Genomic DNA, 13930 nt, shown 5'->3' with positions numbered 1-13930 from the left:
CCGTACGGCCGGGACCTGCCCGGGCCGGCACCGAAGCGGCGCCGACAAGTGCTCGCAGGCGCCGACCCCAACAGCCCCGACTATCCGACCCCGAGCAGGTCCGGCAGCCAGTTCGAGATCGCCGGGATGTAGGTGATGAGCAGCAGGGCGATGATCGCGCAGATGATGAACGGCATGATCCCGCGCACGACCTCCTCGAGCTTGACCTTTCCGATGCCCGCACCCACATAGAGGTTGAGCCCGACCGGCGGCGTGAACAGGCCGATCGCGAGGTTGACGGTCATGAACACACCGATCGTCGTCATGTCCACACCCACGCCGATGAGGATCGGCACGAGGATCGGGATGAACAGGTAGAACGCGCTGATCACGTCGACGAAGGCGCCGACGATGAGCAGGATGATCGTGATCGCCGCGAGGATGAGGTACTTGTTGTCCGTCACACCCAGCACGGCCGTCGAGATCCGGTCGGCCACGCCTTCGACGGTGATGACGTAGGAGAAGAGGCTGGCCACGCCGACGATGAACATGATGACCGCGGTCGAGACCCCGGACTCGAGGAACACCTTCGGCATGTCCTTCCAACCCAGCTCCCGGTAGACGAACACCCCGACGATGAGCGCGTACACGGATGCGACGGCTCCCGCCTCGGTGGGGGTGAAGATTCCGCCGTAGATCCCGCCGAGGATGATCACCGGAATGAGCAGGCCCGGGATCGCCTTGACCAGTGCGGCCATGATCTCGCCGAACCCGCCCTCGGGGTTGACCGTGACCGTCGGATCCGCCGATCCGACCGACCCGGACCCGACCGACCCCGAAGTCCCGGAAACCCCGGAACTCGCCGAGGTGGCCTTCCCCTCCGTCGTCAGCAGCTGAGTCTTCCCCGCTGCCGCACCATCACCCGAACCGCCGTTCCCAACGGAGTCAATACCGACCAAACCGGACGCCGGTGTTCCGGTCGATGTGGACCCGGGCACCGCCTCGGCGGCGGACTTTTTCCTCACCGGCAGACCGGCGAGCTCACGCACCCTTGGTACGAACAGTGCGGCGATGAAGAACGCGAGCGCCATGATGATGCCGGGCACGATGCCGGCGATGAAGAGCCGGGAGATCGAGATCTTGCCGAACTCGGCGGCGACGACGGCGAAGATGATGAACGCGATCGACGGCGGCACGACGATGCCCATCGATCCGGAGGCTGCGACGAGGGAGACCGCGTGCTTCTTCTGGTACCCGTTGCGCACGAGCGCGGGGATGAGGATCGCACCGATCGCGGCCACGGTGGCAGGACCGGATCCGGAAATGGCGGAGAAGAAGAACGCGGAGATGATCGTCACTGCGGCCAGGCCGTGGCGCAGCCGTCCGAAGATGAGGAACGCGAGGTCGACCAGTCGCTGCGAGATGCCCGTGTACTGCATGACGATGCCGGCGAGGATGAAGAACGGGATCGCCAGCAGCGTGCCCGAACTCATCGACGGGAACACCACCGAGGGCACGACGTCGAGGACCTGGAATCCGTCGGTGGTCACCAGGGTGACGACGGCGGACAGACCGAGGGCGAAGGCGACAGGGATTCCGAGGCCGAGGAAGAGGAAGAAGCTGCCGAAGAGCAGGAGCGCGATCATTTCCGGCCTCCTTCGAGGTCAGAGGAGAATTCGGACGAGTCGATGGTCGGGGCGGCTTCGCTGGCGAGCCGTTCGACGACCGCCTCGACGGAGGTGTCCTCATGAAGAGCCGTCCGCAGAGCCTGGAGGCTGCGGATGATTCCGAGCAGACCGGCCAAGGGAATGGACAGGGTGAACAGCCACTGCGGGATGCCCAGCGACGGGGTCGCCCGGCCGCGCAGGCCCTGTGCGATCGTCATCTCCCCGCCCCAGATGAGGAGGACGGCGAGGAAAACGACGATGAGGGTGGTGCCGGTGATGAGGAGGACGCGGCGCACGCTGCCTTTTGCGTTCTCCACGAGATAGGTGAACCCGAGATGCGCGCCGAGGCGGATCCCGACGACGGCTCCCATCATCGTGAGCACGACGAGGAGGTTGATGGTGATCTCCTCGGAGAAGGCCAATGAGGCCTTGAAGATGTAGCGGGAGAGGACGTTGACGAAGGTGACGACGACGATCACCATAAATGAGGCGATGACGACCCAGTCCTCGAAGAATCTGATGGCTCTCATCTCACAGTCCTTTCGGGATGAACGCCTGGGACATGTCCGATCCCCAGACCTTGCGGTATTCGCTGTAGATCGGCCCCAGCTTGGCGCGGAAGGCGTCCTTCTCCTCGTCGCTGAGTTCGTTGACCTCCATGCCGGAGTCGGCGAGTTCGGCGATGAGCTTCTCTTCGCCGTCGCGGTTCTTCTTGATCTGGAAGTCGTTGGCCTCGCCGGCCAGGCGGGTCACGAGCTTCTGGTCCTCAGGCGTCAGGGAGTCGAAGAGGTCCTTGTTGATGCCGAGGACGAGCGGGTCATAGGAGTAGTTCCACAGCGTCAGGTACGGCTGGACCTCCTGCAGGTTCGCCGAGTAGATGACGTCGATCGGGTTCTCCTGACCGTCGATGGCTCCCTGCTGCAGGGCCGTGAAGACCTCACCGAAGGGCATCGTCGTCGGGTTCGCGCCGAGTCCGCGGTAGAGGTCGGTGTACATGCCGAAGCCGGGGATGCGGAACTTCATGCCCTTCATGTCGTCGGGCGTGTGGATGGGCCGGTGCGTGTTCGTCAGCTGCCGCATGCCGGATTCGCCGAAGCCGAGCAGATGCACGCCGCGTTCGGCGAGGTAGTCGGCGTAGACGTCGCCACCCTTGCCGGCGAGCGCCTTCTGGCCGTCCTCGACGGAGTCGAAGATGAAGGGAGCGGTGACAGCGCCGAAGCGCGGGTCGACGCCGGCGTAGATGATCGGCGAGTTGTAGGAGAAGTCCTTCGCCCCGTCCATGAGCTGTTCGACTCCGGCCGTGGCCTCACCGGCCGACAGCCGTTCGTTGGCGAAGACCTTCATGGTGATCCGTCCGTCGGTCTCCTCGTCGAGGTCCTTCGCGAACTTCTCCGCCGCGAGGTACCACGTCGAGGTCGATCCGGTCGTCACCGTCATCTTCCACCGGTAGCGCTGCTTGCCGTCGTCGGTGGTGCCGAAGTTCGTTCCGCACCCTGCCAGCAGCAGGGCGCACACCATCAGTACGGCGGACCAGACGAGCATGGTCCTCGTCGTCCGTATTATCGGCACCATTGCCTCCTTGATTTCCGTTATTTCACTGTCTTTGAGTTCGGCGGGGTCAGGCCCCGACCGCGGTGGATTCCCTCGCCGAGGCGACGCTCGAGTCTGCGTTCACGTGCCCGGCCGTCTCGGCTGGGCTCTCCCTCGTCGCGGTGGCGCGCACCCTGTGCACGTCCGTCCGCATCATCGTTTCGGCATCCCCGCGTAATGGGTCAGTCCTCCATCCACGGGGATGAGCGTGGAGTTGATGTAGGCCGATTCGCTTGATGCGAGGAACACCGCGAGGTCCGCAACATCCTCGGGCCGACCCATCTTCCCTGTCGGCGACTGCGCATGCCGAGCGGCGAGCATCTCCTCGACCGAGCCGTAGTGGCCCGAGATCGAACGATGGATGAGCGGGGTCTCGATGAGGCCCGGGGCGATCGAATTCGCGCGGATGCCCTCGGAGGCGTACTGCGCGCCGACGACCTTCGTCAGTTCGATGAGTCCGGCCTTCGATGCCGCATACGCCGGGTAGTCATACCCCATGTAGCGCATGCCGGCGACCGAGGACACCGTGATGATCGACCCGTGTCCGGCCGCGCGCATATGCGGCAGCGCATGCTTGATCGCGGAGAACGCCCCGGTGAGGTTGATGTCGAGGGCACGACGGAAGCCGTCGGTCTCGAGTTCGTCGACTCCCCCGTTGACGACGATGCCGACGTTGTAGTGCAGCACGGTTGGCCCGCCGAGGCGATCGGCACAGTGCGCGAACGCCGCAGCCAGGGAGTCTTCGTCGCCGACGTCGGCGACGACCGTGGTCAGCTGAGAGTCGAGGTCGACCGCACCGAGGTGGCCCCGCTCAGACGTGACCGCGCCGTACGAGTCGACCTGGGCAGTTGCCTCGGCGAGGGCCCGTGTCGCTTCGTCAAGCGCACCTGGGTCACGGTCGACGATGCAGACCTTCGCTCCCTCGCGAAGGAATCCGATCGCAGCGGCGAAGCCGTTGTTCACCTCCCCGTCCGGAGTGCCGCAGCCGATGGCCATGATCGTCGTGCCGACTAACCTACCTGTCGGCACTGACACGGCTGCCGTCTCAGTCGAGTTCATCGTGCGCTGCCCCGTCCTTGGGAGTATTCGGCCTTGAGTTCCTTGCGTGCGAGTTTGCCGTAGGCGGTGACCGGCATGGTCTCGACGAAGTGGATCTCCTTGGGCACCTTGTATTTCGCCAGACCCGACCTGCAGAGAGCGGTCAGCCGCTCGGCCAGGTCATCCGCGTCGGCATCGGAAACACCGACTCCGTCGTTCCCGTTCGCCGGCGCTCGCTCGATGACGGCCACGCCGATCTCGCCCCACTGCGGGTCGGGCACGCCCACGACGACGGCCTGGGCCACCTCGGTGTCGGTGAGGAGGAGCTCCTCGATCTCGCGGGGGTAGACGTTCGAACCGCCGGAGATGTACATATCGGACTTGCGGCCGGTGAGGAACAGGTACCCGCGTTCGTCGAGGTAGCCGACGTCACCGGTGTGGAAGAGCCCTCCGGCGAAGGATTCGGCGTTCGCATCGGGGCGGCCGAGGTAGCCGGCGCACACGGTCGGTCCGGCCACGCAGACCTCGCCCTGAACGCCTGCGGCCAGCTGTGCGCCGGTCTCGTCGACGATGACGATCTCGACTCCGGTGCGGGCGCGGCCGCAGGTGCCGATTCCGGCGTCGTCGACGGGGATGGCTCCGTGGTCCTCTGGGCGGAGGATCGTGATCGCTCCGGTCACCTCGGCGAGTCCGAAGTACTGGACGAGGCAGGGCCCGAGCCTCTCGAGCGCCCGGGCTTGGTCGGTCGCGAGCATCGGGGCTCCGGCGTAGATGACCCGCTCGAGGGTGTGATCCTCGGGTCCGCGGCCTTCTGGGTAGCCGGCGGCGATGCGGTTGAGGATGGTCGGGACGGTGAAGGCGTTCGTGATCCCGTAGGCATCGATGGCCGGCCACAGGGACTCCACGCTGGGCTTGCCACCGGGGTGGATGACCGACGGAGTGCCGCCGAAGACCTGCCCGAGCATGTGGATGCCCGCGCCGTGCGACAGCGGCGCGAGCACAAGGGACGCCCCCGTCTCGTCCTCGTTGGGAAAGAGGTCGCAGCGGTGATTCATGAGCACCGCGCCGAGGTGGCGGTGCGTGAAAGTCGCAGCCTTGGGTCGCCCGGTCGACCCGGAGGTGAAGAAGTACCAGCAGGGGTCGTCCTCGTCGACTGCCGAGTCGACGGCCTCTGCCGGTGCCGCTGCCGCCTGAGCCGTAGGCAGGTCGCCGATCCAGAAGACGGGACCGGTGAAGCCGGTGTTTTTGAGGGCTGTGACGAAGTCGGCGTAGGCGCGGTCGGCGATGACGGCGGCGGGGGCTACCTCGGCGCTGATGCCGAGCAGCTCCTCGGTCGACAGGGCCGCGTTCGGTGGGGCGATGACCCCGCCGGAGCGCAGGATTCCCCAGAAGGACTGGATCACCTCGGCGTGGTTGGCCGAGACGAGGAGGACGGTGTCGCGACGGTCGACGCCACCGGCCTGGAGGGCGGCGGCGAGCGCTTCGGCGCGGGCGTCGAGTTCGGCCCAGGTCCAGCGCTGCCCGTGATCGTCGTCGACGACGGCGAGGCGGTCGGGGATGCGGCGGGCGGTCTGGGTGAGGAAGTGGGAGACGTTGACCCCGCGCCGAGGTGTGGGCGTGAAGTCCTTCGCCGGGGATGTCTGGGAGATGGCGCGCATCAGCGGACGCGTTCGAACACGGAGGCGAAGTTCGACACGGCGGCACCGCCCATATTGAAGACTCCGGCGAGTTCCGGGGAATCGATCTGGATGCCAGGTGAGCGGCCGGTCAGCTGGGCGGCGGCCAGGGCGTGCATGGACACACCGGTGGCGCCGATGGGATGGCCTTTGGCCTTGAGACCGCCGGAGGGGTTGACGGGCAGGCGACCGCCGACCTCGGTGGCACCGTCGTCGAGCAGGGTGTGTCCCTGGCCCGGGGCGGCGAGGCCGAATGCTTCGTATTCGAGGAGTTCGGCGATCGTGAAGCAGTCGTGGGTTTCGAGGAAGTCGAGGTCGTCGATGCCGATGCCGGCGGCCTTGAGCGCCTGGTCCATGGCGGCACGGGCTCCGGCCATCTCGAGCGGGTCGCGCTGGGACAGCGGCAGGACGTCGTTGGCGTTGCCCATGCCTCGCCAGGTCACGGCAAGTGGCGCGGAGGCGGCGACGTCCTCGGCGGCCAGGACCAGCGCCGCGGCTCCGTCGGAGACCATGGAGCAATCGGTGCGGCGCAGGGGTTCGGCGACGTACGGGTTCTTCTCGCTCACGGTGTTGCAGAAGTCGAAACCGAGGTCCTTCTGCATATGGGCGAGCGGGTTCTGGGCGCCGTTGGCGTGGTTCTTCGCGGCGATCTTCGCGAGGGTCTCCGAGTGGTCGCCGTAGCGGTCGAAGTACTGGCGGGCGATCTCGCCGAAGACTCCGGCGAAGGACTTATAGTGCTCTTCCTCTTCCCGGTAGCTGGCACTGAGCAGGACCTCGTTGACGTCGTGACCGGAGGCCTGAGTCATCCGTTCGGCACCGATGACCAGCGCGGTGCGGTGGCGGCCGGCGGCGATGGAGTCGTGGGCGGAGAAGATCGCGGCGGAGCCGGTGGCGCAGGCGTTCTCGTGCCGGTGGGCCGGTGTGCGGGCGAGTTCGGGGAACACAGTGCCCGTCAGAGCGGCTTCGAAGCCTTGGCGGGAGAGTCCGTTGTTGAAGACGCCGACGTGGATGACGTCGATGTCGGACGGTTCGAGTCCCGCCTCGGCGATGGCGTCGCGGGCGACGTCGGCCATCATCTGCGGCAACGGGGATTCCGACTTGCCGAACTTTCCGTGGGACCAGCCGATGATCGCAGGTGAGGACATGGACACTCCTTCGGGTACTGGGCTCTGCACAACGAGCACTGTCCTCTCATACTTTCCCGGTCCCACCAGTTGGTCAAAAAAAATCCACCATATGGAACATTGGTGTCGGCCTTCGACACACCACCACAGGCCCAGTCCGTCGAAAAACGCGTTGAGCGTCGAGGCACGGGTGCGCTCCCCCGTGTCTCGACGCTCCGTGCGTTTGTCGATGAATTCCGGCCGGAAGACGTACCCGCTCAGCCTTTGAGGCGAGTCATCTCCGGGTCGAAGAGCGGCTCGGCGGTGACCGTGGCCGGCAGCCGGCGCCCGAGGTATTCGATCTCCACGGCGTCACCGACTCCCAGGGTGTTCGGCAGCCACGCGTAGGCGATCGACTTCCCGATCGAGTAGCCGTAGGCCGCCGAGGTGACGTACCCATCCGCGACACCCGAGCCGACCGTCCCGGCCGATCCGTCCGACTTCGCCGAGGCGGCCCCGCCATCCGCGTCACCCGAGCGTTCCCCGCTGACTACGTACACCGGTTCTTTGCCGAGCACGACGTCCGAGGGCACGTCGAGAGTCAGGCAGGTCAGTTTCGTCGTCGCTGCAGCCGCCCTCGACTCGAGCGCAGCCTTGCCGATGAAGTCGTCGGTCTTGGAAGCCTTCACGGCGAATCCGAGGCCGGCTTGAACCGGTTCGTGTTCGCTGGTCATATCGGTGCCGAAGGACCGGAAGCCCTTCTCCAGGCGCATCGAGTTGAACGCTTCACGTCCGCCGGCGATGATGCCGAACTCCTCACCGGCCTCCCACAGCACGTCCCACAGTCGCGAACCGAGGTCCGCCGAGGTGTAGATCTCCCAGCCGAGTTCGCCGACATAGGACAGGCGCATCGCTGTGACCGGCACACCGCCGACCACCGCGGGCTTCGTACGGAAGTACTTGAGTCCGGCATCGCTGAAGTCCTCATCGGTGACCTTGGCGATGACGTCCCTGGCCAACGGGCCCCAGAGACCGATGCAGCAGGTTCCCGGCGTCGTCTCGCGCACGGTCGCCCACTTCGACGGGTCAGCGGCCGACTGGTGCCTGGCCGCCCGCGAAATGTACGCGAGATCGATGTTCGAGTTCGCGCCCACCTGGTAGGTCTCCTCGTCGAGGATCGCGACCGTGATGTCGCTCGTGATTCCGCCGACCTCATCGAGCAGCAGCGTGTAGCTGACCGCTCCCGGCAAGCGCCGCATCGACGAGGTGGTCATCCCGTGCAGCAGTTCGCCGGCACCGGGGCCGGTGACTTCGAAGCGCTTGAGCTGGGTCATGTCGAACATCGCCACCGAGGTGCGCGTCTTCCAGGCCTCGGCCGCGGCGATGGGCGAATGGAACTGATCCGCCCAGGCGTCTCGTTCCGGTGCCGCCCATTCCGCGGGCATGTCCGCGAGCAGAGCAGCGTTCGCGTCGAACCAGTGCGGACGCTCCCAGCCGGAGGTCTCGAGGAAGAACGCCCCGAGCTCCTCCTGCTGCCGCCGGAACGGGCTCGACCGCAGGTCACGCGGCGAGACCCGCGGCTGCAGAGGATGGATGATGTCGTAGATCTCGACGAAGTTCTGCTGCGAGGTCTCGCTGACGTAGTCGGCGTTCGTCTGCACATCCTCGAAGCGATTGAGATCGATTCCAGACAGGTCGGTCTTCGACCGTCCTTCGGCGATGAGCTCAGCCACGGCGCGGGCGATGCCTGCGCCGTGGGTCACCCATACCGCCTCGGCGACGAAGAATCCGTCGACCTGACGTGACTGTCCCACGAGCGAACCGCCGTCCGGGGTGAACGAGAAGATGCCGTTGAACCCGCGCTGGATCTGCGTCTGTGCGAGTTCAGGCAGCAGAGTCTTCGTCGCTTCCCATTCGGGGGCGAAGTCGTCCGGGGTGAAGTCGAGGCTCGAGGGCATCCGTTCACTCGTGATCTCGTCCGGTGAGTAGGTCTGCAGCGTATCGAGATCGACGGGCATCGGGCGGTGGGCATAGGAACCGATGCCGATCCGCTCGCCCCATTCGCGGTAGTACAGGTCCTTGTCCTGGTAGCGCAGGATGGGTCGCTTCGCCCCGGCCGGCAGTTCGTTCGCACCCACCAAGGAGGGCACCTCGGTGGTCCAGGCGAATTGGTGACCCAACGGCAGCAGCGGGATCGGAGTGCCGACCATCTCACCGATCTTCGGTCCCCAGAAGCCGGCGCAGGAGACGACGATATCGGCGGGGATCCGGTCCTCACCGGCGATGACCGCGGTGACCCGCCCGCCGGTGGTCTCGATGTCGGTGACCGTGGTGCGGTCGCGGAATTCGACTCCCGCGGCACGGGCGCGGTCGATGACGAGCTGAGTGCCCTTCGCCGCCAACGCGAGCCCGTCACCTGGGGTGAGCAGTCCGCCGTGGACCATGTCCCGGTTGAGCATGGGGAAGAGCTTCGCGCATTCTTCGGGGTCGATGACGTCGGCTTCGACGCCATACGACCGGTTCCATCCGGCTCGACGGTGCAGGTCCTGCAGCCGATCCTCGGTGGTGGCGATCTCGAGGCCCCCGACGGGCAGGAACGAGCCGCGCCCGTCGGCGTCTGTGAGCGCGGTGAGCTTCTCGATCGTGTACTGCGCGAATTCGGTCATCGACTTCGACGCGTTCGAGGAGAAGACGAGTCCCGGGGCGTGAGAAGTCGATCCGCCGGGGATGTTCAGCGGGCCCTGTTCGATGACGAGGGTGTTGGTCCAGCCCAGCTGCGCGAGTTCGTCGGCGAGGTTGGCGCCGACGATGCCGGCTCCGATGATGACGACTCGTGGTGATGAGATCGGCACTGAGTACTCCTTAATTACAAAGATTGTGGGGACTGTTTTGCAGAGGATGTCGCGGTTTCAGCCGCGGGTCAGGAGTCGATGACGAGGTCGGTCTTCGCCGTCGAGCAGCACGGCAGGAACTTGCCCGCGTCGATCTCGCGGGCGCGGATTCCGCCCTGGTGGTTCATCTCGACGTCGCCGTCGAGCTTGACGACCTTGCAGGATCCGCACATGCCCTCCTGACAGTTCGCGGGGATCTTCACCCCCGCCTTCCGCGCGGCCTGGAGGACCGTTTCGTCCTCCCCGACGCAGACGTTGAGGCCGGTGCGCACGAACGACATCGTGTGCTCACCCTGCCCCACAGTAGGCAGTGCGGCCGGGTCGACGACGGCGATTTCGTCATCTTCGCCCGCATCCTTCGCCGAGGCGGCCGCCCCATCCCCAGCCGGGACCGCGGACCCAGCGTCGGACGAAGAATCGGGACCCGCCTCGGCGAGGTTCTCATCGGTGACGCCGACGACCTCGATCTCGACATCGTCGTCGACGGGCACGACCGCCTCGGCGTCGACGGCTTCGGTCGGTGCGCCGACCGCCTCGACCGGTCCGTCGGCGTCGTACTCGGGTTCGTACATGTCGAGCGCGGCCGGCTGGGACTCGAAGTACTCCTCGGTCGTCGCCGCGATCTCCTCGGCGATCTCACCGGCGATGGCGACTTCCTCGGCGTATTCGGCACGGATCTCACGATCGCCGGAGAAGAACTCCATGAACACCGAGGTGTCGTCGACGCCGACTTCGCGCAGCAGTTCGGTCGCGGTGTTGAGGTAACCTTCCGGACCGCAGGCGAAGACCTGCCGACCGTTGGCGTCGGGGACGAGCTCCTCGAGCAGCGACGTCGACAGGCGTCCCGTCCGTCCCTCCCATTCGTCGCCGCATTCCCGATCGCCGAGGCAGTAGATGACCTTGATCCGGAAATCCACGTTCGCGAGGAAGTCGAGTTCCTCGGAGAAGGCGAAGGAGTCGGGTGCGGCTCCGTGGTAGAGGAGGACGACATCGGCTTGGCCGGGCAGCGAATGCACGGTGCGGATCATCGACATCAGCGGGGTGATCCCGGCTCCGGCCGCGAGCAGCAGGAACCGTGCCCTCCGGTCGTAATCTGCGAGGTGGAACGCACCGACCGGGCCGAGCATGTCGAGGACGGTGCCGGGGCGGAGGTGGTCATGCGCCCATGGCGACACCTTGCCATTGGGGTCGCGTTTGATCGTGATCGAGAACGTCCACGGCTCGGTCGGGGCCGAGGAGATCGAATAGCTGCGCGACACCGGCTCGGCATCGGGTCCGTCGATGGGGAAGTCGATGTTGATGTACTGCCCCGACCGGAACGCCAGGGGCGCCCCGTCCATGCGACGGAAGACGAAGACCATCATCCCTCCCGCCTCGGGGATGGTCTCCACGCATTCGGCGGCGAATTCCTGCGGGTGCCACGGACCCAGCGCGGTGGCGGCTCCGGCCGGCTCCGAGGCGCTCGAGAGCACGCGGTTCCAGGGCATCTCCAGTCCGCGCACCCGCTGGGCCAGCGGCAGCGCGGGCACAGCGGAGGATCTCATCCGACGTGCTCCCGCATCCGCTGCACGTACCAGTTGATGAAGGCTTCGACCTGGTACTCGCTCTTCATATACGGTCCCTGCTCATAGAACGGGCTCGCCGCTCCCTGCTGGCAGAGTTCGACGAAGGCCTTGTCCTGCAGGTTCGTCTGCTTCCACGTGTGAGTGAGGGTTTCAAGGTCATAGTCGACACCTTCGACGGCGTCGTCGGCGACGAGCCAGGTGGTGCGCACGAGGGTCTTCGAGGCACTGATCGGGAATGCCGCAAAGGTGATGACGTGATCGCCGAGGAGGTGGAACCAGGAGTTCGGCTGCAGATGCATCGAGCAGCGGCCGAGGCGGAAGTCCGGAAGGTCGCCGAGCAGCTTCTTCGACAGCCGGCGCCCGTCTGCCGAGAAGGACTCCCCCGCTCCGTCGAGCGATTCGCGGGAGATGCGGATGCCGCCGACGCGAGTGTCGAGTTCTTCGACGACCTCATAGGGCAGGCCGTAGCGACGGCATCGGTATTCGAGGGAGGCCTGCGCCTGCTGGTTGCGGTCCCAGACGTCTTCGAGGTGGGGTGGGATCGTCTCATCGGTCAGGCCCCAGGTCGGGAACAGCGAGCACGCGAGCTCCGGGTGACCATCGCAGTGGTAGCACTCGCGGTTGTTCTCCATCACGAGCTTCCAGTTGCCCTCTTCGACGATGTTCTGCTGATAGGCGACTTTCGTCTTCGCCAGCTCATGAGGGGCGATATAAGGCTCGAAGATCTTCGCGGTCTCATGGAAGTCAATCGGCGGCTCTTCGGCCAGGCAGATGAACACGAGCCCGGCGGCGATCTTTCCGTGCGCGCGTTTGAGCGCGTAGCAGGACTTGTCGAAGGTCATCTCCCCCGGCGCCGAGGCGTGGATGAGGTCGCCCTCGGGAGAGTACGTCCACGAGTGGTAGCCGCAGACGAGGTTGCCCGTCGTTCCCTGCGCATCGGTGAGGACGCGCGCCCCGCGGTGCCGGCAGACGTTGTGGAGGACGTTGACGCCGCCGTCGTCGTTGTGCAGGACGATGAGGGAGTACGGACCGTAGTCGAGCGTGACATAGTCACCCGGCTCGGGGATCTCGGCGACGCTGCACGCGAAGACCCAGTGCTGACCGAAGATGGCCTGCATATCGAGATTGAAGAGGTTCGGATCCGTGTAGAACGGAGCTTCGAGCGAGAAGCCTGTCCGACGGGTGTCGAGTCGGATGCGGGTCTCGTCGAGCTTCTCCTCGGTGAATCCCGCGGGGAAGCCCTTCTTCGTCGGTGCCAGGTTGGTAGCTGTCAATGCTCATCTCCCTTGATGTCTGCCTGCAGCGGCCCACCGGTGGAACGGGCGAATTCCTCGGCGGAGACCGCGGAGACCGTGTGCTGCCGGAACGATCTCGACAGTCACACTAGCGAGGAACACCCTGCAGAAAAAGCGCGAGATTTCGTTACATATTCTGCGGATTCACTGCATAATTGTGCGCATGATCGATCCACGCCTGACGACACTGCGCACCTTCGCCGCCTGCGGCACCGTGGCCGCCACCGCCGAGCTCACCGGCTACTCCGCATCGGCGGTCTCCGGCCAGCTCAGAGAGCTGCAGCAGGCCCTGGGAATGACGCTGCTCGTCAAGGACGGACGTGGCCTGCGATTGACGTCGACCGGCCGCTATCTCGTCCGCCGCTCCGACGAGCTGACCGCCGCGTGGGAGGACATCCGCGCCGGTGCGCTCGGAGCCGGCGACCAGGCACCGACGCATTTCGGCATCGGCGGCTTCTCGACCGCCTCGTCGAACCTGCTGGCGCCGCTGGCGGCCAAGCTGCGCACGACTCGTCCCGGGATCAGCGTCCACGTGGTCGAAGCGAGTCCGACCCGCTGCTTCGAACTCCTCGTCGCCGAGCGCATCGACCTCGCCGTCATCGTCTCGATGCAGGGCAATGTCCAAGTCGAGGAAGATGACCGGTTCGAAAGCATCGACCTTCTCGATGACCCCCTCGACGTCATGGTGCCCGCCGATCACCCGGTTGCAGGTCGGGAGTCGGTGACGCTGAGCGAACTCGCGGGAGAGGAGTGGATCACAGCAGGCCCGGGATCGCCCTATCACTCACTTTTCATCGCTGCTTTCACAGCGGCGGGAGTGACACCATCGGTGGCACACGAGTCGGCCGAGTGGGAGACCTCGGCAGCCCTGGTCGGGGCAGGCATCGGAGTCAGCCTGCTGCCGCGACTGGCGAGTCTCGCCGGCGAAGACAACGTCAGCCGGGTTCGCCTGACAGGCTCCGGCCGACTGAGCCGAAAGATCATCGCCGCCATGCGGGCAGGCAGTCGCAGATCTCCGCTGATCAGGGATTCCCTTCAACATCTGCGCACGACCTCCCAGTACATTCTCTCGACGCGCCTGCGCGAAGACTCCTGAGCCTGCACATGTTCCCTGCAGGGGGCTTGA

At 65.9% G+C, this 13930-nt stretch carries 10 protein-coding genes; 1 reads left to right on the top strand and 9 read right to left on the bottom strand.

The genetic code is table 11. The features are described from left to right. Positions 1 to 80: 80 nt before the first annotated feature. The 9 genes from GUY30_RS00795 to GUY30_RS00755 all read right to left on the bottom strand — a co-directional run bounded on the left by GUY30_RS00795 (position 81) and on the right by GUY30_RS00755 (position 12705). Positions 81 to 1625, bottom strand: a complete 1545-nt coding sequence (locus GUY30_RS00795; protein ID WP_167193261.1) for a TRAP transporter large permease — start codon at positions 1623 to 1625, stop codon at positions 81 to 83. Continuing rightward, positions 1622 to 2176 (bottom strand): TRAP transporter small permease, encoded by a 555-nt coding sequence (locus tag GUY30_RS00790; protein WP_167193259.1) that lies wholly within the window; start codon positions 2174 to 2176, stop codon positions 1622 to 1624. The genes GUY30_RS00795 and GUY30_RS00790 overlap by 4 nt, the downstream gene beginning before the upstream one ends. Before the next feature lies 1 nt (position 2177). Continuing rightward, a complete protein-coding gene (locus GUY30_RS00785; protein WP_228281570.1) occupies positions 2178 to 3218 on the bottom strand; it encodes a DctP family TRAP transporter solute-binding subunit in 1041 nt (346 codons plus the stop codon). 171 nt (positions 3219 to 3389) lie between these two features. Next, a complete protein-coding gene (locus tag GUY30_RS00780; RefSeq protein WP_208091457.1) occupies positions 3390 to 4295 on the bottom strand; it encodes an SDR family NAD(P)-dependent oxidoreductase in 906 nt (301 codons plus the stop codon). Further along, positions 4292 to 5932 (bottom strand): AMP-binding protein, encoded by a 1641-nt coding sequence (locus GUY30_RS00775; protein WP_167193257.1) that lies wholly within the window; start codon positions 5930 to 5932, stop codon positions 4292 to 4294. Before GUY30_RS00775 ends, GUY30_RS00780 begins: the two co-directional genes overlap by 4 nt. After that, on the bottom strand, positions 5932 to 7095 hold the full coding sequence (locus tag GUY30_RS00770) for a thiolase domain-containing protein (protein ID WP_167193255.1): 1164 nt from the start codon (positions 7093 to 7095) through the stop codon (positions 5932 to 5934). Before GUY30_RS00770 ends, GUY30_RS00775 begins: the two co-directional genes overlap by 1 nt. A gap of 236 nt (positions 7096 to 7331) precedes the next feature. Next, positions 7332 to 9905: a GcvT family protein gene (locus tag GUY30_RS00765; RefSeq protein WP_167193253.1), complete on the bottom strand. Its 2574-nt coding sequence runs from the start codon at positions 9903 to 9905 to the stop codon at positions 7332 to 7334. Between the two features lie 68 nt (positions 9906 to 9973). Beyond that, the gene (locus GUY30_RS00760; RefSeq protein WP_167193251.1) at positions 9974 to 11488 is read right to left on the bottom strand and encodes a flavin reductase family protein; all 1515 of its coding nucleotides are present in this window, start codon (positions 11486 to 11488) and stop codon (positions 9974 to 9976) included. Beyond that, the gene (locus GUY30_RS00755; protein ID WP_228281913.1) at positions 11485 to 12705 is read right to left on the bottom strand and encodes an aromatic ring-hydroxylating oxygenase subunit alpha; all 1221 of its coding nucleotides are present in this window, start codon (positions 12703 to 12705) and stop codon (positions 11485 to 11487) included. Before GUY30_RS00755 ends, GUY30_RS00760 begins: the two co-directional genes overlap by 4 nt. Before the next feature lie 262 nt (positions 12706 to 12967). Between GUY30_RS00755 and GUY30_RS00750 the strand changes: the two genes are divergently transcribed. Continuing rightward, positions 12968 to 13900 (top strand): LysR family transcriptional regulator, encoded by a 933-nt coding sequence (locus GUY30_RS00750; protein WP_167193247.1) that lies wholly within the window; start codon positions 12968 to 12970, stop codon positions 13898 to 13900. Positions 13901 to 13930 lie beyond the last annotated feature (30 nt).

Source organism: Brevibacterium pigmentatum (assembly GCF_011617465.1).
Lineage (GTDB): Bacteria > Actinomycetota > Actinomycetes > Actinomycetales > Brevibacteriaceae > Brevibacterium > Brevibacterium pigmentatum.
This window is presented reverse-complemented; position numbering and strand designations above follow the sequence as displayed.